This is a genomic window from Faecalibacterium sp. Marseille-P9312 (assembly GCF_902497445.1).
Lineage (GTDB): Bacteria > Bacillota > Clostridia > Oscillospirales > Ruminococcaceae > Faecalibacterium > Faecalibacterium longum.
In genome coordinates, this window is the sequence record NZ_CABVEW010000003.1 from 1 (window position 1) to 20,689 (window position 20,689).

At 59.1% G+C, this 20,689-nt stretch carries 18 protein-coding genes; 6 read left to right on the forward strand and 12 right to left on the reverse strand.

The window, feature by feature from the left end; all coding sequences use genetic code 11:
• Positions 1-286: 286 nt before the first annotated feature.
• Complete coding sequence (gene prfB / locus F3G95_RS02690; RefSeq protein WP_149793714.1) at positions 287-1,408, reverse strand: peptide chain release factor 2; 1,122 nt, start codon at positions 1,406-1,408, stop codon at positions 287-289.
• Positions 1,409-1,944: 536 nt separating this feature from the next.
• On the opposite strand from prfB, the gene F3G95_RS02695 reads away from it, so the two are divergent.
• On the forward strand, positions 1,945-2,907 hold the full coding sequence (locus tag F3G95_RS02695; RefSeq protein WP_149793715.1) for an RING finger protein: 963 nt from the start codon (positions 1,945-1,947) through the stop codon (positions 2,905-2,907).
• 41 nt (positions 2,908-2,948) lie between these two features.
• Positions 2,949-3,824 carry a UTP--glucose-1-phosphate uridylyltransferase gene (locus F3G95_RS02700; protein ID WP_149793716.1) on the forward strand — a complete coding sequence of 292 codons (876 nt, stop codon included), beginning with the start codon at positions 2,949-2,951 and terminating at the stop codon, positions 3,822-3,824.
• Between the two features lie 351 nt (positions 3,825-4,175).
• Here F3G95_RS02700 and rpsR read toward each other — a convergent pair whose 3' ends face one another.
• Genes rpsR through rpsF form a run of 3 tightly spaced genes read right to left on the reverse strand, consistent with a single transcriptional unit; the run spans position 4,176 to position 5,281 of the window.
• Complete coding sequence (gene rpsR, locus F3G95_RS02705) at positions 4,176-4,433, reverse strand: 30S ribosomal protein S18 (RefSeq protein WP_015563885.1); 258 nt, start codon at positions 4,431-4,433, stop codon at positions 4,176-4,178.
• Between the two features lie 50 nt (positions 4,434-4,483).
• Complete coding sequence (gene ssb, locus F3G95_RS02710) at positions 4,484-4,966, reverse strand: single-stranded DNA-binding protein (protein ID WP_149793717.1); 483 nt, start codon at positions 4,964-4,966, stop codon at positions 4,484-4,486.
• A 30-nt stretch (positions 4,967-4,996) separates the two neighbouring features.
• On the reverse strand, positions 4,997-5,281 hold the full coding sequence (gene rpsF, locus F3G95_RS02715; RefSeq protein ID WP_015563883.1) for a 30S ribosomal protein S6: 285 nt from the start codon (positions 5,279-5,281) through the stop codon (positions 4,997-4,999).
• Between the two features lie 402 nt (positions 5,282-5,683).
• Here rpsF and F3G95_RS02720 point away from each other — a divergent pair, with 402 nt between their 5' ends.
• A complete protein-coding gene (locus F3G95_RS02720; protein WP_149793718.1) occupies positions 5,684-6,847 on the forward strand; it encodes a cation:proton antiporter in 1,164 nt (387 codons plus the stop codon).
• A gap of 452 nt (positions 6,848-7,299) precedes the next feature.
• On the opposite strand, the gene F3G95_RS02725 is transcribed toward F3G95_RS02720, so the two are convergent.
• The 8 genes from F3G95_RS02725 to F3G95_RS02760 all read right to left on the reverse strand — a co-directional run bounded on the left by F3G95_RS02725 (position 7,300) and on the right by F3G95_RS02760 (position 18,106).
• Entirely contained in the window at positions 7,300-9,060 is a 1,761-nt protein-coding gene (locus F3G95_RS02725; RefSeq protein WP_149793719.1) for a bifunctional UDP-sugar hydrolase/5'-nucleotidase, read from the reverse strand.
• A gap of 268 nt (positions 9,061-9,328) precedes the next feature.
• A complete protein-coding gene (locus F3G95_RS02730; RefSeq protein ID WP_149793720.1) occupies positions 9,329-11,101 on the reverse strand; it encodes an oleate hydratase in 1,773 nt (590 codons plus the stop codon).
• Positions 11,102-11,301: 200 nt separating this feature from the next.
• Positions 11,302-11,784, reverse strand: a complete 483-nt coding sequence (locus F3G95_RS02735) for a GNAT family N-acetyltransferase (RefSeq protein ID WP_149793721.1) — start codon at positions 11,782-11,784, stop codon at positions 11,302-11,304.
• A gap of 12 nt (positions 11,785-11,796) precedes the next feature.
• Positions 11,797-13,917, reverse strand: a complete 2,121-nt coding sequence (gene rnr, locus F3G95_RS02740; RefSeq protein ID WP_149793722.1) for a ribonuclease R — start codon at positions 13,915-13,917, stop codon at positions 11,797-11,799.
• Positions 13,918-14,049: 132 nt separating this feature from the next.
• Complete coding sequence (secG, locus tag F3G95_RS02745) at positions 14,050-14,298, reverse strand: preprotein translocase subunit SecG (RefSeq protein WP_149793723.1); 249 nt, start codon at positions 14,296-14,298, stop codon at positions 14,050-14,052.
• A 105-nt stretch (positions 14,299-14,403) separates the two neighbouring features.
• Positions 14,404-15,996, reverse strand: a complete 1,593-nt coding sequence (locus tag F3G95_RS02750) for a penicillin-binding transpeptidase domain-containing protein (RefSeq protein ID WP_149793724.1) — start codon at positions 15,994-15,996, stop codon at positions 14,404-14,406.
• A gap of 129 nt (positions 15,997-16,125) precedes the next feature.
• Positions 16,126-17,769, reverse strand: a complete 1,644-nt coding sequence (groL, locus tag F3G95_RS02755; protein ID WP_149793725.1) for a chaperonin GroEL — start codon at positions 17,767-17,769, stop codon at positions 16,126-16,128.
• A gap of 52 nt (positions 17,770-17,821) precedes the next feature.
• Positions 17,822-18,106 (reverse strand): co-chaperone GroES, encoded by a 285-nt coding sequence (locus tag F3G95_RS02760; protein WP_015563875.1) that lies wholly within the window; start codon positions 18,104-18,106, stop codon positions 17,822-17,824.
• Positions 18,107-18,526: 420 nt separating this feature from the next.
• Between F3G95_RS02760 and bilQ the strand changes: the two genes are divergently transcribed.
• Genes bilQ through bilS form a run of 3 tightly spaced genes read left to right on the forward strand, consistent with a single transcriptional unit; the run spans position 18,527 to position 20,618 of the window.
• Positions 18,527-18,940 (forward strand): bilirubin utilization transcriptional regulator BilQ, encoded by a 414-nt coding sequence (gene bilQ / locus F3G95_RS02765; RefSeq protein WP_149793726.1) that lies wholly within the window; start codon positions 18,527-18,529, stop codon positions 18,938-18,940.
• Positions 18,940-20,067, forward strand: coding sequence for a bilirubin reductase (gene bilR / locus F3G95_RS02770; protein WP_149793885.1), 1,128 nt, complete (start codon positions 18,940-18,942; stop codon positions 20,065-20,067). Before bilQ ends, bilR begins: the two co-directional genes overlap by 1 nt.
• Positions 20,068-20,126: 59 nt before the next feature.
• Positions 20,127-20,618: a flavodoxin family protein BilS gene (gene bilS, locus F3G95_RS02775; RefSeq protein ID WP_149793727.1), complete on the forward strand. Its 492-nt coding sequence runs from the start codon at positions 20,127-20,129 to the stop codon at positions 20,616-20,618.
• Positions 20,619-20,689: the final 71 nt, after the last annotated feature.

A 20,689-nucleotide genomic window follows, 5' to 3' on the forward strand; every position in this document is an offset into this window, starting at 1 on the left:
TGGTTATCGTAGATAGGCGGATGTGGCTGAGGTGAACTGGTGTCGATGAGAGTATGCAGTACACGGTGTGGTGTTTTTTTTTTTTGAAAAGAAGAGGCGGGAATAGGATGTTGCCTTTTGTCTGGGGGGCGGGGAGTTGTGAAAAAGAGAGGGGCCCCCCCCCTCCCGGGCGGGGGCGCGAGCGATTTGTCCATGGGCCGTTTTTTCCCCGGACAAAAAAGCACCCGCCTCTCTCCCCCATCGGGCAGAAAAGCGGGTGCTGATTTTTTCAGGGTCGTGCTCCGGCTCAGGTATCCTGCAGCTCACCACGGCTTGCGGCCTTGAGGTAAGCGAAGATGAAGCCGTCGAGGTCGCCGTCCATGACAGCGTCCACGTTGCCGGTCTCGTAGTTGGTGCGGTGGTCCTTGACCATCGTGTAGGGCATAAAGACGTAGGAGCGGATCTGGTGGCCCCATGCGATCTCGTTCTGGACGCCCTTGATGTCGTCGATCTTATCCATGTGCTGCTGCTTGGCGATCTGGTACAGCTTTGCCTTCAGCATTTCCATCGCGTAGTCGCGGTTCTGGAACTGGCTGCGCTGAGTCTGGCAGCTGACCACGATGCCGGTGGGCTTATGGATGAGTCGGACAGCGGAAGAAGTCTTGTTGATGTGCTGGCCGCCGGCACCGGAGGAGCGGTAGACCTGCATCTCGATGTCCTCGGGGCGGATGTCCACCTGGATGGTGTTGTCCAGCTCGGGCATGACTTCCAGCGAAGCAAAGCTGGTCTGACGGCGGGCGTTGGCGTCAAAGGGAGAGACGCGCACCAGACGGTGGACGCCGTTCTCACTCTTGAGCAGGCCGTAGGCGTTGGCACCCTTGACCATCATGGAAGCGCTCTTCATGCCGGCCTCGTCGCCGTCCTGATAGTCCAGGACCTCGACGGTCATGCCGTGAGCCTGCGCCCACTTGTTGTACATACGGTAGAGCATCTCGGCCCAGTCCTGTGCCTCGGTGCCGCCGGTGCCTGCGTGGAAGGTCAGGATGGCGTTGCTGTGGTCGTACTCACCGTTCAGCATGGTCATCAGCTGCAGCTCGTCCACAGCCTTGCCCACGGCGTTGACGGCCTCTTCGGCCTCCGGCACCATCTCGGGGTCGTACTCCTCGTCCAGCATGACCAGCATGGTCTCTGCGTCATCGTACAGGCCCTGCAGCTTCTCGAAGCGGGTCAGCTTGCCCTTCAGGTCGCCCACCTCGTCGAAGACCTTCTTGCTCAGCTCAGCGTCGTCGTAGAAGCCGGGGCGGGACATGGTGTGCTCCAGCTCCTGCACGCGCTTGCGGGAAGCGTCGATGGCCAGCGCCTCCTCCAAGTCCTTTACAGCGGTGTGGTATTCAGCCAGCTGTACTTTCAGTTCATCAGTGGTGATCATCGTTTTATTCCTCTCGTCTCAGTCAACGGATACATCTTTTAGCAGCGTCCTTGCCCTCTCAGTCTCGCTTCGCTCGCCAGCTCTCCCAAAGGGAGAGCCACTGGCGTGTCGGGCAGCTCTGCGCTGGACGCCCATGGCCCGACAGGGCGCAAAAGAGCGGGCCTCGCTTACGAGGGCAGCGGCTTCTGGACAAGCACACCTTGTCAAGCTGCTGTGGATCTCTGTAGCAGGGCACTACTGTTTCAGGTCAGCGCAAACTTTGCTCGTCCTGCATGGGCCTACCCGGCCTGCCAATGGCTCCCCTTTCAAGGGGAGCTGTCGCGTCAGCGACTGAGAGGTCCTGCCGGGGCATCGCTCTATAGGGAGCTGCAAAAGATACAGTTTATACACAGATACTTCATTAGTATACCCAGAATCCATGATAAAGTAAAGAGGAAAAAATACCATTGTGCTGGAAATTTGAAGATTTCCGCCTTTTCTTTTCCGCATTTTAAGTGTATAATACTGATAAACTACCCTATTCATTGGAGGATGTTATGCCAAAATACTATGGCTGTCCGTGTGAAGGCTGCGGCAAGCCCCTCACACTTCAGGATGACATCGTGGTCTGCCCCGACTGCGGCGCGCCTTATCACCGCGTCTGCTACGAGAAGCTGGGCCAGTGCATCCACCGCCCCGCCCACGCCGCCGGCTACGAGTGGAAGTTCCCCTACGAGGAGAGCCAGCTCCGCACCTGTCCGTCCTGCGGCGAGCGCACCTTGCGGGATGAGGAAACCTGCCGCTGCTGCGGTGCTGTACTGCCCCCCGAGGGGCAGGAGCCTCCTTCTTCCCGCGACAGCGGCGAAGAGACTTTCGACTACTCCCAGATGTACCGTCAGTTCGGCACTTCCGCCGACCCGGAGAAGGAGTTTTTTGAGGACGCCTTCGGCAAGGAGGCCAAGATGGACGGCATCGCCCGTCAGGACTGGCTGGACTATATCGGCCCCGCCGCCCCCGCTTACCTCGCCGCTTACAGCCGGATGCAGCTCCAGAAGAGCAAAGTATCCATGAGCTTTTCGGCTCTGCTGTTCGGCCCCTTCTACTTCTTCTACCGCAAGGCGTGGAAGCCGGCCTTCGGCTTTCTGGCCGCTGAACTTCTGCTGGCAGCGCCCACCTTTATCGAGATGCTGCAGCTCTCCGGCAGCGCTCTCGCCCCCGCCATGAGCGCTTCGGCTCTGACGGTATTTGCCCGGGTCTGCTCTGTCCTCAGCTTCGTGCTGATGCTGGTGCGCGGTATGTACGGCAAGTGGCTCTACCGCAAGAGCGCCGCCGACCACATCCGCCGCATCCAGTCCGAGTTTCCCGACGCCCAGCAGCGTCAGGCCGTGCTCCGCGCTCAGGGCGGCGTCAGCCTTGGGGCCGTGCTGCTGTGTATGCTGCTGCTGATGGTGGGGGGCAGCGCCTTTACCCTGCTGCTGGGCCCGGATCTGCAGGCTCTGCTTACTGCTCTTGCCGGCTGAGGCACCCTCAGCCGAGACTATAAACCAAAGGAGTCTGAATCATGAAAAAGATCACCAAGGCGGTCATTCCGGCAGCAGGTCTGGGCACCCGGGTGCTGCCTGCCACCAAGGCGATGCCCAAAGGAATGCTCCCCATCGTGGACAAACCCGCCATCCAGTATCTGGTGGAGGAGGCTGTCCGTTCCGGCATCACCGACATCCTTATCATCGTGAGCCGCAATCAGGACATCATCCAGGACCACTTTGACCGCAGCCCTGAGCTGGAAGCAAAACTTGCCGCTCCCGGCAAGGAGAAGATGCTGGAAGAGTGCCTCGGCATCTCCAATCTGGCCAACATCTTCTTCGTCCGCCAGCAGCAGACCCTCGGCCTCGGCCACGCTGTCAGCATGGCCAAGCCCTTCACCGGCGACGACCCCTTCGTGGTCATCTACGGTGACGACGTCATCTGGGGCGAGGACCCGGTCTGCGCCCAGCTCATCCGTGCCTACGAGGAGTTCGGCCGTCCGGTTGCCGGCGTGTCCGCCGTGCCTTGGGCCGACGTGAGCCGTTATTGCAGCCTCAAGACCACCCCCATCCATGACAATTACTTCTTTGTGGACGATATGATCGAGAAGCCCAAGAAGGGTCAGGAGTTCAGCAACTACTCCATTCTGGGCCGTGTGCTGCTGACCCCGGAGATCTATGACATCCTCGCCAGGACCAAGCCCGGTGCCGGCGGCGAGATCCAGCTGACCGACGCCATGGCCGAGTATGCCCGCAGCTACGGCGGCATGACGGCTGTGGAGTTCACCGGCAAGCACTACGACATGGGCAACAAGCTCAAGGTCGCTGAGGCACAGGTGGAGCTGGCCCTGCAGCACCCCGAGATCGGCGAGGCATTCCGCGCCTACCTGAAAGAGTTCTGCAAGACGCTGTAAATAACCGCATAAAAAGCAACGCCCTGCATCTCATTGAGGTGTCGGGCGCTTTTTGCTATTTGGAGATGATAACCTTGCGGAATGCCAAGGCCTCCCCTCGTTAGGAGCAACGGCGACGACCGCCGCCAGCGGCGGAAACAGGGAGGAGTTGTTGGGGCAGCGGCTCACGGTCAGGCTGTCCTTCGTACAACCTCTCAGTCTCGTCGCAAGCTCCTCGCCAGCTCCCCTAGTAGGGGAGCCTCTGGCGAAGAGGTCAACTCTCTAAAGCAAACCAAAAAGCGCCCTCACCTTGTCATCGGTGAGGGCGCTTTGCTGATCGCTGATTATTTTGATTGGGTTGATTATCTCAGATTAGTCGCTGACGTAGGGCATCAGAGCAACGTGACGAGCACGCTTGATAGCCACGGTCAGTGCGCGCTGATGGAAAGCGCAGGTGCCGGTAACACGGCGGGGAATGATCTTTGCACGCTCAGAGACGTACTTACGCAGACGGGGAACGTCCTTGTAATCGATGGTGTCGATGCGATCGACACAGAAGCTGCAAACCTTCTTGCGGCCGCGACGCATGGGGCGTGCGGGACGAGAGCCTTCGGTTCTTTCAAAAGCCATTGCTTATTACCTCCTGTTGGATTTTTACGGTTAAAACACCGGTTCGGGAATCAGAACGGCAGGTCGTCGCTGTCGTCGATGACGGCGAAGTCATCTGCATTGCCGGCGGAATAGCTGGGAGCTGCCTCCACAGCAGCCGGACGGGCAGGGGCTGCGTTCTGGTAGGACGGAGCAGCATTCTGATAGCTGCCGCTGCCCTGATTGCTGCCATTCGATTTGGAGCCAGCAAAGTTGACGTTGTTTGCCACGACCTCCACAGCGGTGCGGTTGTTTCCGTTCTTGTCCTGATACTGGCGGGTCTGGAGGCTGCCTTCGATGGCGATCAGACTGCCCTTCTGGAAATACTTGGAGACGAACTCTGCCTGCTGGCGCCATGCGACGATGTCGATGAAATCGGCCTGACGCTGCTCGCCCTGACGGGCAAAGTTGCGGTCACACGCAATGCGGAAGCTGCACACATTGGTGCCGCTCTGGGTGGTGCGAAGCTCGGGATCCGCCACGAGACGGCCCATGATCGCTACAACATTCAACATAATACGGACTCCTTTTTCGTCACGAAAAGATTACTCCTCGTGGGCAACGATCAGGCTGCGCATAACGCCCTCAGTGATCTTGTACACACGGTCGAGCTCAGCGGGGAAGCTGGGGTCAGCAGTGAAGTTGATCACGGTGTAGACGCCTTCCTCCTCATCGTTGATGGGGTAGGCCAGACGGCGCTTGCCCCACTCATCGATGGAATCGATGGTACCGTTAGCCTCGATCAGGGACTTGAACTTACCGATGAGAGCGGAAGAAGCCTCCTCGTCGAGAGCAGCGCTGGTAATCAGCATGGTTTCGTACTTTGCCATTTTGTAGCACCTCCTTTTGGACTTAAGGGCCTCAAGAATATGAGGCCAAGGGTACACAGCCAGCGCGGCGTCGCGCGGGCTGTGCGGCGTGTCTGTTCAGACAGCAATTTATTATAGCAAGCCCCGCCAAAAATGTCAAGCCCTCCCGCAGGATTTTTTTCGTATTTTTGAGCGCATGACAGCAAAATCCCCCTCATCATTCTTTTTATGCTTTTTCAGTATACCCGTCATATCTCTTTTATATGGCATCCTTCGTCATTTCCAAGCCAGTTTTCCTTTGCATTTCGCCGAAAGATGGACTATAATAGAAGATGTCCTTCTCCCCTTCTGTCTTCGTGCGCGGCGCATGGCAGGGCTTACGGGGGAGCAGGACGATTGCTAACGTTAAAGGAAGGATCGCCTATGTATTCCATCTTTCGGAATCTCGCCCTCATCCTCATCAGCGCCAAGTTCTTCGCGCTGCTCGCCCGCAAATGCCGGGCGCCGCAGGTGGTGGGTGAGATCATCGCAGGTCTTGTCATCGGTCCCTGTCTGCTGAATCTCGTGCAGCCCAGCGACTCCATCGCCATTTTTGCTGAGATCGGCGTCGTGCTGCTGATGTTCACCACCGGCCTCGGCACCAACCTTCAGGAGCTGATGCGGGCCGGCCCCATCGCCACCCTCATCGCCTGCGTGGGCGTGGCCGTGCCTCTGGCAGGCGGCACCCTGCTCTACAGCCTGTTCTACGGCTTTTCGGCGCTGGGCAGCCCGGAGTTTTATCGGGCGCTCTTCATCGGCACCATCATGACGGCCACCAGCGTCTCCATCACCGTCGCCACCCTGCAGGAGCTGGGCAAGCTCAAGAGCTTCCTCGGCACCACCATCGTCAGTGCAGCCGTCATTGATGATGTCATCGGCATCGTGGTGCTCACCTGTGTGCTGGGTGCCAGCGGCGGCACAGACACCAGCCTCGTCGATGTGCTGATGGACACCGTCCTCTTCTTCATCGCAGCCATCGTCATCGGCCTCATCATCCACAAGGCCATGCTCTGGCTGGACCATCGCAACCCCCACACCCAGCGCATCACCATCGTCAGCCTCGCCTTCTGCTTTGCGATGGCCTACATCGCGGAGCAGTATTTCGGCATCGCCGACATCACGGGCGCTTACATCGCGGGCATCGTGCTCTGCACCCTCGAAGATGCGCCCTACATCGAGCGCCGGGTGGACATCAGCAGCTACACCCTCTTCGCCCCTGTCTTCTTCGCCAGTATCGGCCTGAAGACCGACATCAGCGGCCTGACACCCACCATCCTGCTGTTCAGTGCCTGCTTCGTGGCCGTCGCCCTGCTCACCAAGATCATCGGCTGCGGTCTGGCTGCGAAGCTCTGCCGGTTCAACTGGGGCGACTCCCTCAAAGTGGGCATCGGCATGATGACCCGCGGCGAGGTGGCCCTCATCGTGGCCCAGAAGGGCCTCGGGGTCGGTGTGGTGGACCCTGTTTACTTCACTGCCGTCATCCTGCTCATCGTCGTGTCCTCTATCGTGACGCCGCTGGCGCTGAAGGGGCTGTTTGCAAAAGGTTAAACCTTGAGCGAAAGCCTCTCCCTTTGGGAGAGGTGTCACCGAAGGTGACGGAGAGGGCAAGCTCGTCTCCCAAGAGCATCCACACAGCGATACGCACCGGCTTTTGTCAGAGCGATGCTATCGCTGTGTTTTTGTTTTCTCGTAGCAGCCTTGCCCTCTCAGGCGCTTCGCGCCAGCTCCCCCAAAGGGGGAGCCATTGGCAGACCGGGCCACTTTCCGCTGACCGCTGGAAGCTCAATATAACGTAAAAGATAGTGCCCTGCTACAGAGATCCACAGCAGCTTGACAAGGGATATTGTTCCAAAGCTGCTGCCCTCTATAGCAGGGCACTACTGTTTACGATAAAATCAAACTTTGCTTGTCCTGCGTGGGCCTGACCGGCACGCCAGTGCCTCTCCCTATGGGAGAGGTGGCATTGCGAAGCAATGACGGAGAGGGCTACGCTCTAAAACTCAGACCACCTGAATGCGGCCTGCGCCATACGGATTCTCGTAGTTCAGCAGGTAGCCCGGATAGCTTGCCAGCGGGCTGTTGGCGCTGCTCAGGACAGGCACATCGTTCACAGCGTCGAAGATCATGGCGTAGGTGGACATGACGAGGTAGTCCTCAGAGACATAGTCCTTGATGAGCTCTGCGCCGTCGAACATGGCGAAGCCATCGCCCAGATTGCGCAGGGTGTAGTTCATGCCGGCCAGCGCATAGGTGCGGTTCAGGTCCAGCGGCTCGTAAGTGCCGGTCTTCTTGTTGTAGATGCGCACGTTCTGGACGCGGGGCGTGCCGGTGGCGCTGCCCATCCAGACATTCTTGTCGTCGGTGAGGACGGTGTTGGGGATGTCGGTGTGGATCTCGTAGGTCGCACCGGCAACATGCAGGAAACCGCCGTTCTCCTTGCCCTCCGGGCCGACGAAGCGGGCGCCGAACTCCAGAGCATCCTGGATCTGCTTGCCGGTAACAGACATCAGGCAGGCCACATTGCCGAAGGGGCTGACCTGCTTGCAGGTCTTGAAGGTCCACTTGCCGGCGTCCACATCGGTGCGGATGCCGCCGCCGTTCATCATAGCGATGTCGCAGTCCAGCTGCTCGACCTCATTGAAGTAAGTATAGATGCCGTCGGCCACGAAGTCGCCGAGGTTGGTCTCGCCCATACGGATGCGGCGCTTGCTGGTAGCGGGGTCGTTGATGTAGAATTTGATGTCCGTGGTGGCGATCTGCTCGCCCAGCATAGCGTCCACGTCGTTGATCCAGGCTTCTGCGGTAGCGGCCACAGCAGCGTCGGAGACATCAGCGGTGGAGATGAGCTCGGTGGTGATCGCGCCGTCTTCGGCGATGGTCATCTTACCGACGTTTGCCAGATAAGAGCCGGTCTGGGTCAGGGTGACAGCCTTGCCGGCTGCATCGTAGACCTGCTTGTTCTCCATGACGGTGTGAGAGTGGCCGTCGATGAAGGCGTCAAAGCCGGTGGTGTTGGCAATGACTTCCTCACTGGTCCAGGGAGAAGAGGACGGGTCAACGCCCAGATGGCCCAGACCGATGATGATGTCTGCGCCCAGAGCCTTGGCCTTGTCGATGGCCTTCTGGACGGCGTCGTACAGCTTCCTGCCGTCGTCACCGCCCAGAATGTCGTAGATGTACTTGGTCTGCTTGGCGTTCATGAAGTAAGCAGGAGTGGACTTGGTGAAGGACTCGGGGGTCGTGATGCCCACGAATGCGATCCACTTGCCGCCTGCGGGGAACAGCTTGACAGCGGGCAGGACGCGCAGTCCGGTGCGCAGGTCCACCCAGTTGCAGGAGACATAGGGGAAGTCCGCTTCCTTGATGATGGCCTTCGCGCGGGCCATGCCGTAGTCGAACTCGTGGTTGCCCGGAGTAGCGATGTCGTAGCCAGCCTCGTTCATCAGCTCGATGATGGTAGCGCCGTCGTCCATGGAGCCGTAGGCAGTACCCTGAATATGGTCGCCTGCGTCCACCAGCAGGACGGGCTTGCCCTCATCCACATAGCCCTGCTTCATGGCAGCGATAGCGGCATAGGTCAGTTTGGGAGACTTGTTGTCGATGTAGGTGTGGACATCGTTGGTGTACAGGATGGTGACAGCGGCATCCTTGCCCGTCAGGAAACCGGCCGAAGCCTGAGGAACGGCAGCAGCCATGGCGGAGGCAGCGGCGGTGACACCGGCAGCCTTCAGGAAATTGCGGCGAGAAATAAAGTGTTTCACGAAAAAGAACCTCCTTTATGTTCCAGACCTGTTTTTGCGGCACAGCCTCTCTTCCGCTGTGCCGCATTCTTTGTTTTAAGCTTACCACAGAACCGCCGAAAGAGCAAGCACAAAGATGGTCATTCTGCATAATAGTTTTCTTTATGAGTACGACTTTTTATGAAATCTCGCGCAAATCAGCACAAAAGACCGGGCCGCTGCTTCCTGCCTCAGGCTTGCAGCGACCCGGTCTTCCGGTTATGGAGGGATCAAAAATGGAGTGTTATTGTCAGATAGCGTGATACTGGCGCAGGAACTTCTCGAGGTCGGTGCCTTCGATCTTCTTCAGCGCCTCCTTCAGGGCGATGCGGCCCATAAGGGGCAGCTCCATGTCCGTGAGCTTCCGGCCATCCCGCAGCTTCACCGAGGCATCCACCAGCGCCCGGACGTCATAGGTGCTGCCCCAGACCTCCGGCACGCCCCGGTCAATGTTCAGCAGCCGGTACACCGCCTCCATGCCGGTGCGCATGGAGTATTCGGTGGTGAAGATGGTGTCCCGGCCGGTCTCGGCGAACTGGCCGAGGAAGGCAAAATTCACCGCATCCTTCGGCACGATGTCGGGGCGGTCGCCCTTCGCGCGGGGCATGAAGAAGGCGTCGATATAGGGCATCATGACCGGCACGGTGTTGGCGCTGTGCTCGGCAAGCTCTGCGATGTCCTCCACCGGCACGCCCAGATGGTAGAGCCACTCCATGCAGATCTCCCGGCCCGTGCAGTCCCGCATGGGCTTTTTGACGTAATCGCCGGGCTTATCGCTGAACAGGCCGTACACCCAGACGCAGAGCTGGTCTTTGGGCTGTGCCCGGAACTGCTGCTGCCGGTTCAGGGTCCAGCTCATGAGCCACTTAGAGTCCTTCACGGTGACGATGCCGCCGGTGACGGTGCGGCCGCTGAAGGGGTCCCGCTTGCAGATCTTCTGGATATACTGGGGGATCTTCTCATCCAGCGTCGTGATGGTGGCGCTTTCCCAGTTGGTCAGCTCCGGCTGGCTGCAGAACTTTTCCGGGTGGCCGAAGGAGTCGTCCAGCGCGGCGATGCGCTTCCAGAGGTCCCAGCCGTTGCCCGGCTTGATGGTGGGGTCGAAGCCCGCGGCCTTGTTCTGTGCGCCGACGGTGCAGCTCTCCACGCAGCCGCCGTTGGTGATAAAGAGCAGGTCGTCCTCGGTGAGGTCGATGGTCTCCACCGCGCCCTTGTGGTCTACCGTGATGCCCGCCGCCTGCTTTTTGCCCGGCTCGAGGCTGAACTGGACGTCTACGACCTTTGTGTCGTAGTAGAACTGGACGCCGTGGTCTTTCAGGTAGGTGACCATGGGCAGGATGATGGACTCATACTGGTTATACCGGGTGAAGCGGAGGGCCGTGAAGTCGGGCAGACCGCCGATGTGGTGGATATACCGCTTGAGGTAGAGCTTCATCTCGAGGGCGCTGTGCCAGTTCTCGAAAGCGAACATGGTGCGCCAGTAGAGCCAGAAGTTGGAGTTGAGCACCTCATCGTCAAAAAAGTCGGTGATCTTTTTGTCCTCAAGCTGCTCGTCGGGGGTGAAGAAGAGCTTCATGATCTCCATGGCTCCCTTATCCGACAGGCCGAACTTGCCATCCGTGTGGGCGTCCTCGCCCCGGTTCACGGTAGCGCGGCAGAGGGAGTAGTTGGGGTCGGCCTTGTTCAGCCAGTAATACTCATCCAGCACACTGGCTCCCTCCGTTTCCAGCGAAGGGATGGAGCGGAGCAGGTCCCACATGACCTCGAAGTGGTTGTCCATCTCACGGCCGCCCCGCATCACATAGCCGATGTCGTACTTGTAGCCGTCGCAGGCACCGCCGGGCAGGGGGTCTTTTTCAAAAACGTGTACCCTCTCCCCCTTCATCTGGCCATCCCGCACCAGATAGCAGGCTGCCGTCAGGGCCGCCAGGCCGCTGCCGATGATATAAGCCGATTTGCGATCCACGCCTTCGGGCTTGCGGGGCCTCGCAAAGGCTTCGTAATTGCCGCTGGAATAATACATAGACGTGACCTCCATTTTATTCTGTACCGGCAGCACGTTCGGCTCCGGCTTGTTTGGTTCTGGCATCAGTATACCCCGCCGCTTCCCGCCCTACAACAAACAAAACCGCCCAACTGCCGCAATTTTTGTCATACAGGCAGGTTTGCATAGAAAAATCCGCCCCCGGCGTACCGGAGACGGATAAAAAGTTTTATGATGCCTCAGAATGTCAGCCGCATCTGATGCCAGACCACATCGCCGTGGGTGGAGACGGAGACGCCCTCATCCACGAAGCCGAACTGCGCATAAAAGCCGATGAGCCGTTCCTTGCAGGTGAGCACGACGCCCTTGCGCCCGGCGGCTTTCGCGTCGGCGCAGACCTGACGCAGAACACGGGAAGCACAGCCCTCATGCCGATGGGCCGGAGCGGTGACGACGCTGAAGATCATCTGCCACCCACCCTTCGACGTGTGGAGATGGGGGTCATCGTACATCTCATCGGTGAGGTCGGGCATATCGGTGACGAAGCCGTTGACGAAAGCTTTCACCTCGCCGCCCTCGTCCAGCAGCCAGAAACAGTCCGGGTAGACAGCCACACGCCCGGCGATGCTCTGCCGGGACGCCCCCTCAGCGGGCGGGTAGGACGCAGCTTCGATGTCGGCCAGTGTGTCCACGTCAGCGGGCAGTGCATGACGGATGCTCATACTCTCCCCTCCTCAGGCTTTGGCGGCGGGAGCCACCTCAAAGTCGATCTTGCCCAGATTGACGTCGGCGCGGACGATGGTGATCATCATCTTGTCGCCGAGGCTCCAGGTCTTGCCGGAAGCGGGGTCGGTCAGGCGGACGCCCTCGGTCAGGCTGGTGCCGGAGGGAGTCAGGCTGGAAGCAGGCACGAAGCCCTCCACGCCGTTGTCCAGCTCGATGAAGAGGCCGCGCTGGGTCACGCCGGAGATGGTGCCCTCGTAGCACTCGCCCAGATGGCGGCGGGCATACTCGGCCTTATAGCAGTCCTCGGCCTTCCGCTCGATCTGCATGGCGATGACCTCACGCTCGCTGGACTGCTTGGAGGCGCGCTCTGCGAAATCGGTGTAGCGGAGGATCATGGTCTCCTTCTCGGTACCCTTGAGCATATCGGTCATGATGCGATGGATGGCCAGATCGGGGTAACGGCGGATGGGGCTGGTGAAGTGGGCGTAATCCTTCAGCACCAGACCGTAGTGGCCCTTGGGCTTCTCTTCGTAGAGAGCCTTGGACATGCAGCGGAGCATGCCGGTGTTGATGATCTGCTCATAGGGGGTGCCGCGCACACCCTCGAGGATGGCGCTCAGCTCCTTGGGAGTGGGAACGTCCTTGGCGAAGTGGTCGTTGATGCCGCAGGCCTGCAGCAGAGCGTGCAGACGCTCCAGCTTCTCGGCGTTGGGCTCTTCATGGACGCGGTAGACGAAGGGGATCTGCTTGACGCGGGCAAAGTGGGCGGCGCACTGGTTGGCCAGCAGCATGAACTCCTCGATCATGCTCTCGCTCTCGCCGGAAGTGCGCTTCTTGACGTCGATACAACGGCCATTCTCGTCGAGGATGAGCTTGACTTCGCCGCTCTCGATGTCCATGCAGCCGCGCTCCTTGCGCAGGCGGGCGCGGTGGCCGTACAGCTCCTTCATGGCAGGCAGCTGGTCGATGACGTCGGCATACTTTGCCTTGATCTCGGCGTCGGCAGTACCGGCCAGCAGGGCGTTGATCTCAGAGTAGACACCCTTGACGCGGCTGCGGATGATGGACTTGACGAAGCGGTAATCCGTCAGATTACCCTCCTTGTCCAGACGCATCAGGCAGGAGAACGCCAGACGCAGCTCGTTCTCGTTCAGGCTGCAGATGCCGTTGGACAGGGCCTTGGGCAGCATCGGAACGACCTGATCTGCATAATAGACGCTGGTAGCGCGGCTGAACGCCTCGTTGTCCAGCTCGGTGCCGGGCTTGACGTAGTTGGAGACGTCGGCGATGTGGACGCCCAGCTCAAAGCCGCCGTCAGAGGTGCGGGTCAGGCTGATGGCATCGTCGATGTCCTTGGTCTCGGCGCTGTCGATGGTGAAGATGGGCAGGGCGCGCAGGTCCATGCGGCCCTCGCAGTCCTTCTCAGAGACCTCTGCGCCCTCGAACTTCTTGGCCTCATCCCGCACTTTATCCGGGAAGCGGGTGCGGATGTCCTTTGCGTAAAGCAGAGCCTTGGCGCAGCGCTTGGCCTCGTCGGAGCTGCCGAAGCGCATGGCGACGCCCACGCGGTGGTCTTCCTGACGGTTGCCGCGGTTCAGGATCTCGACGGCTACCTTGTCGCCGTCCTTTGCGCCGCCCTCGCAGTCGCGGGCCAGCGGCATGGTGATGGCCGGGCAGTCGTCCGGCACGAAGCGCAGACGGCCCTCGACCCGGCGCACAGTGCCGACCAGATCGTTTTTCTCGGTCAGGATGGCGAGGATCGCGCCCTCGTCGCTGCCCTCCACACGGGGATGCTCGAATTTCTCCACCAGCACATCGTCGCCGGGCATTGCGCCCTTGGTGAAGCGGCCGGGGATGAAGATGTCGCTGGTGCCGTCCTCCAGCATGACGAAGGCAAAGTTCTTGCCCAGCTTGACCACCTTGCACAGCAGAGCCTTGTCGGCACGGCCGGAGCGGACAGTAAAGAACACGCCCTGACGCTGGCAGACGACAGCCTCTCGCACCAGTTCGTCCAGAGCTTCCATCACCTTGCGGTCTGCGCCGCGCTCGCCGCCGAACTTCTGCTTCAGCTCTTTGACGGTGCAGGGCTGGTTCTGGATGGCATGTTCGATTTTATCGCGCATTGACATAAATTTTCTTTCTCCTTAACTACCATAGCCCGCCCTCCACCGGGGCGTGGCTTCTTCCCTCTTATCTCTTTTTATAACAATATATAGACACAAAAACAGCCCCGCTTTCATCACGGGGCTGCGGGCGCATACTCAGGCCAGACGGCTTGCGAACACGCAGGCCAGGATGGCCACCACAAAGAAGATGATACCGGCGATGCGGGTCACCTTTGCCAGCATCTGGTCCGCAGGGGTCAGACGGGCGTTGTTTGCGCCGTAAGCGCTGCCGTTGATGACACCAGCCAGACCCTGACCGTGGGTATGCTGCATCAGGGTGAGGGCAAAGATGACCACCGAGACGACGAGCAGAATGACGCCGCCGACGATTTCAATGACTGCCATGGATGAAAACGCTCCTTTTATTGTTAAATTTGGATAACAAACATACAAATACAAGTATATAGTAACATACCTCGGCCAAAAAAGCAAGCAGAAAAGCAAAACCATTCACTCCCCGGCGCTCAGTGCGTCGCACAGGCGGGCGAAGACGGCTGCGCTGGACACCTCCGGCTCTGTCTGGGCGTCCTGCATCACCACGATGGTCCAGCGGGGCTTTTCTGCCGGGTAAAAACCGGCGAACCAGTAGTTTTTCAGCTCTTCGCCGTCCCGGAACTGGCCGGTCTGGGCGGTGCCGGTCTTTCCGGCGGCAGTCCCCTCGGAGGGGGCTGCCTGCCGGCCCGTTCCCTCTGCCACGACGCCCGCCAGCAGCTCCTGCAGCTTTTCCGCCGTCTGCTCCGCGAACACCCGCCGGGACGAGCCATGTGCCAGCGGCGTGAGCTCTTCGCCCGTCGTCTCGTCCCCGGTACCCCCCACGAAAAGCGGGGTGTGATAGACGCCGCCCGCCGCAATGCTGTTCATCATCCCGGCCACCTGCAAGGGCGTCGCCAGAAGCTCCCCCTGTCCGAAGCAGAAGTTGGCAAACTGCCCCTCGTTTTTGAGTGTCTCTGCTTCGGGCAGAACACCAGAAGCCGACCGGAGGCCGCCTGCAATGTCCTGTCCCTTCCCGAAGCCCAGCGCTGCCGCCATCTGCCGGACACGCTCCGACCCCAATTCCCGCCCCAGCTCGATAAAGTAGCCGTTGCAGCTCTTTTCCAGAGCGCCGTCCAGCCCCACGAGGCCGTGAGGTACGCTTCCGGCACAGCGGTAGACCTGGCCGTTCAGGGCGTCGTAGCCGGGACACTCCCGGGTGAAGTCCCCTTCTCCTGCTTCCAGCGCCGCTGCGGCCAGCACCGGCTTGAAGACCGAGCCCACCGCATAGGCCGAAAAAGCACGGTTCAGAAGCGGGCTGTCCGGAGCCGTCAGGCTCTCACCCACATTGGCCGCATCAAAGCCCGGCAGGCTGACACAGGCCCGCACCTTGCCGCTGGTTACATCTATAATAAGGATGCACCCGGCGGCCATGCTCTCCGCCGCCACCCCTTCTGCGGCCCTCTGGATGCTGCGGGAGAGGGTCAGCCGCACACCCTGCGGGGCAGAGTCTGCTTTTTCTAAAATCGGCTCACTGCCCCGCCGCAGCCGCCCCTGCGCTGTGACCGCACAGTGCAGTATATCCCGCTCGCCGGTGTAAAGGACATCGTCCAGCGCAGCCTCTAGGCCCGCTGCGCCATGGCCCTCGCTGTCCAGGTAGCCGATGAGCTGTTCTGCCAGCGGGGCAGCGGCATACCGCCGGGGAACAGCATAGCACCGCACGCCCAGCCCGCTTACATCCTGCACCACGTCCAGCAGAAAGGGCCGGGAAGTATTCCGCTCCCGGTAAAGCCTGGCCTGCCCGTCGGCGTCCGCATAGGGGTAGAGCCGCGCGTAGCTGCTCTCACCCGGGAAGCAGAGGGCCAGCCAGCGCTGAGAGATGCCCGTCAGCGGCAGACCGCCGCAGTCGTAAAAGTTTCCCCGCGCCGCAGGCAGGCGGAGGACCGCTTCGCTCTGCGCCGCCGCCCGCACGGCGTAGTCCGTGTTCGAGCAGAGCCAGTATAACCGGCAGACCACCGCCGCAAACCCCAGCAGCAGCGCCCCGTACAGCGCAAGCACTCTCCGGCCCGACATAAAAAGCCCCCCTTCCCTGCCCGGTAGTATGGGCAGAAAAGAGGGACGGTACACAAAAGAGGCAGAGCCTCCGAAGAAGCTCTGCCCCAGATACTGAAACAGTATGCGCGTTTTGGGAAAGGCTGCAGCTTAGTACATGCCGCCCATACCGCCCATGTCACCGCCAGCGGCAGCAGGAGCAGCCGGGGGTTCGGGCAGATCGGCCACGAGGCTCTCGGTGGTCAGCACCATCTCAGCGACGGATGCTGCGTTCTCCAGAGCGGAGCGGGTGACCTTGGTCGGGTCAACGATGCCAGCGGCGATCATATCCTCGACGTAGACTTCATTCTGAGCGTCGAAGCCGTAGTTGGGCTTGTTGGCAGAGATGATCTTGTCGATGATGACGCTGCCCTCGAGGCCGGCGTTCTTGGCGATCTGGCGCAGAGGAGCTTCCAGAGCCTTCAGGACGATCTTAGCGCCGGTGCGCTCGTCGCCTTCCAGCGTATCGCACAGCTCACGGACAGCGGGGATGGCGTTGATGGGAGCAGTGCCGCCGCCAGCGACGACGCCTTCCTGAACAGCAGCCTTGGTTGCGTTCAGAGCATCCTCGATGCGGAGCTTCTTGTCCTTCATCTCGACCTCAGTAGCAGCGCCGACCTTGATGACAGCCACGCCGCCAGCCAGCTTTGCCAGACGCTCCTGCAGCTTCTCGCGGTCGAAGTCGCTGGTAGCGGCCTCGATCTGGTTGCGGATCTGACCGATGCGGGATGCGATAGCGTCCTTGTCGCCAGCGCCGCCCACGATGGTGGTGTTCTCCTTGGTGACCTTGACCTGACGGGCATGGCCCAGCATGTCAACGGTAGCATCCTTCAGCTCGTAGCCGAGGTCAGCAGAGACAACCGTGCCGCCGGTCAGGGTAGCAATATCCTGCAGCATCTCCTTGCGGCGGTCGCCGAAGCCGGGAGCCTTGACAGCCACGACGTTCAGGGTGCCGCGCAGGCGGTTGACGATGAGGGTAGACAGAGCCTCGCCCTCGATGTCCTCGGCCACGATGAGCAGCTTCATGCCGTTCTGCATGACCTGCTCCAGCAGAGGAACGAGGTCCTGAATGACGCTGATCTTCTTATCGGTGATGAGGATGGCGGCGTTGTCCAGAACAGCCTCCATCTTGTCGGTATCGGTGACCATATAGGGAGTCAGGTAGCCGCGGTCGAACTGCATACCTTCGACGATCTCGTTGTAGGTCTCGGCAGTGGTCTTGTTCTCCTCGATGGTGATGACGCCGTCGGAAGTGACCTTCTCCATCGCCTCGGCGATGAGACGGCCGATCTCGGGGTCGCCTGCAGAGATGGTGCCGACGCGGGCGATGTCGTTGGAATCCTTGACCTTCTGGCTGTGTGCCTTGATGGTCTCGACGGCCTTAGCGACAGCCTTGGTCATGCCGCGGCGGATGTCCATCGGGTTTGCACCGGCGGTGACATTCTTCATGCCCTCGGTGACCATAGCCTGTGCCAGAACGGTCGCAGTCGTGGTGCCGTCGCCTGCGGCGTCGTTGGTCTTGGTAGCGACCTCACGCACCAGCTGTGCGCCCATGTTCTCGAACTCGTCCTTCAGCTCGATCTCCTTTGCGATGGTCACACCGTCGTTGGTGATGACGGGGGCGCCGAACTTCTTGCTCAGCACCACGTTGCGGCCCTTGGGGCCGAGGGTGATCTTAACAGTATCTGCCAGAGTGTCGATACCGGCACACAGTGCCTTGCGGGCTTCCTCGCCCTGCTTGATCTGCTTAGCCATATTTTATCGCTCCTTCGTAAATGCTTGATTATCCAGTGTGAGGGAAAGACGCTTACTCCACGATGGCCAGAATGTCGGCCTGACGCACGATGGTGCATTCTTCGCCGTCCACCTTGACCTCGGTGCCGGAGTACTTGCTGGTGAGCACCTTGTCGCCCACCTTGACAGTCATCTTGACTTCCTTGCCGTCCACGACACCGCCGGGGCCAACGGCCACGACCTGTGCCACCTGGGGCTTCTCTTTCGCGCTGCCAGTCAGGATGAGGCCGCCCTTGGTGGTCTCCTCGACCTCAACAGTCTTGATAACAACACGGTCTGCAAGAGGAATGATCTTCATCGTTCTTGCCCTCCTATTATAAATATAAAAGATAAACTGTTTTATGTCCCGGGGGCTGCGCCCTTCCGGTTGTTTAGCACTCTTTTTCCTTGAGTGCTAAGTGTATTGTACTCATCTTGGAGTCAAAAATCAAGGGGTTTTGCAAATTTCTTTGTTAAGTTTTTATGTCCTTTCCATGAGCCATGTTCTTTTTGCCCTCGCCATGTACGAACAATGTACGATCCATCTACCTTTCAGATAACAAAAAACGCACCCGTCATAAGACCAGTGCGTTAAACTATAGGGGGATCATCTCTCTGTTTGGGCAATTCCGGTTCACCTTCATATTTTCGCTCCGAAGCACAGTGCAGTCAAAACACTTGACTTTGTCAAGTAACAGTGCTATAATGCTTTCCGTTCAAAAAAGAAGGAGTTGACGAAATGGGACCCTCCACGGTATCTTCCTGCATTCTGACCCTGCACAGAGAGTTTGCCGCTTACACGACCCAGCGGTTACAGGAACTGGGTCTGAGCTTCGGGCTGATATATTTTGTCATTTATGTAGGAAAGCATCCGGATTGTACGCCTTCGGAACTGACCAAAGATCTGCATCTGGATTGGGGCCACTCCCAGCGCAGCCTGAACAAGCTGGCCGAAGACGGCTTTCTGACGAAAGAAAAGAATGGGCGCAGCTACCACCTGAAGCTGACCCGGAGGGGTGAAAACGCCTTTGTGGTCTGTCATCAGGTCTTTATCGACTGGGATGCGCAGAGTCTGGGCGGACTGACAGCGCAGGAGCGGCAGCAGCTGCTGACATTACTGCAAAAAGCAGTGCAAAAGAAAGTGTGCAAATGATGTACGAAACGATCTTGAGTCCGATCCATTATGGTGGGATGCAGCTGAAAAACCGCATCATTTTTGCGCCGACAACATTCGGGCTGTCGGATGAAGAATACCTTGCAAAGATCCGTGCCATTGCACAGGGCGGCTGTGCCATGATCATCGTGGGCGATGTCCCGGTGGGCAAAAGCAAATTTGAAAAATCTCTATTTGACACCAAAGGCTTTGCATTCTACCAGCAGGTCGTGAAAATCGCCCATGATGCGGATTGCAAAGTCTGTGCCCAGCTGCACCAGAGCGATTCCAATCTGCTGGCGATGTTCAAATACATTCCCGGTCTGCTGCTGAAAAAAATCACCCCGGATCAGCTGCGGGAAAAGCTGAACGCCGAAGTCGCTCCTTATATTACAAAGATGTCCAAACGGAAGATCCGGACCATCATCAGCGGGTTTGGAAAAGCGGCGGTGCTGGCAAAACAGGCCGGCTTTGATATGGTGCAGGTGCATGGCGACCGGATGTGCGGCAGTTTCAGTTCAGCCATCTTCAACCATCGTACCGATGAATACGGCGGCAGCGCAGAAAACCGAGCACGTTTTGCGGTGGAAGCGGTCTCGGCTGTCCATGCGGCGGTTCCGGGGATGCCCATTGATTACAAGCTGGCTGTCCGGCAGGAAAACCCGCACTTTGGCAATGCCGGTGTGGTGGAAGAAGAACTGCCGGTGTTCGTTCCGCTGCTGGAGCAGGCGGGTGTGACCAGCTTCCATGTAACGCTGGCAAACCATTCTGCATTGGAAAACACCATCCCGCCCGCCGATCATCCCTATTTCAGCCAGCCGGGATGCTTCCTCAAATTCTGCGATGAGGTGCGGCAGTACACCGACCTGCCCATCTGTGGTGTCGGTGGTCTGAACGACCCGGATCTTGTGGAGCAGCAGCTCGCCAGCGGACGCATCCAGTGTGCCGCCATGAGCCGCCAGCTTCTGGCAGACCCGGATTGGGTGAACAAGCTGAAAAACGGGCAGGCGGAACAGATCCACCGCTGTCTCCGCTGCAACAAGAAGTGTCTGGGCGGGCTGACGGCACATCAGGGAACTCGCTGCGTTTATGATGCTTTGCGAGAAAAAGAAGCAAAAAACGCATAAACCTACCCGACAAAAAATCACGATATACTCAACAAAAAGACATTCACAAAGGAGAAGTTATGAGTTACGCGATCGTATACAGCAGCAAAACAGGCAACACAAAAATCTTGGCAGATACGCTGCACGACTGCCTGCCGCAGGCAGATTGCTGTTATTTTGGCAGCCCGAACCCTGCCGCTATGGAAGCGGACACCCTTTATGTGGGCTTCTGGACAGACAAGGGAAATGCCGATGAAAGCACTTCGGACTTTTTGAAGCAGCTGCACGGCAAAAACATCTTTCTCTTTGGCACTGCCGGCTTCGGCGGCAGTAAAGAATACTTTGATAAGATCTTGAAAAAGGCGGAGCATTCGCTGGACAAGAGCAACACTGTTTTCGGCCGCTATATGTGTCAGGGCAAAATGCCGATGTCGGTACGCCAGCGGTATGAGAACATGAAAAAACAGCCGCTTCATCTGCCCAATCTGGATGCCATGATCGAGAATTTTGACAAAGCTCTTTCTCACCCGGATGCGGATGACCTGGAGCAGCTGAAACAGGCTGTAAGATAACGGAAAAGGCGGCGGCTTTCCTTGACAGGGAAAGCCGCCGCCTTTGTTGATCCTCCGATGAGCCCCTAAAG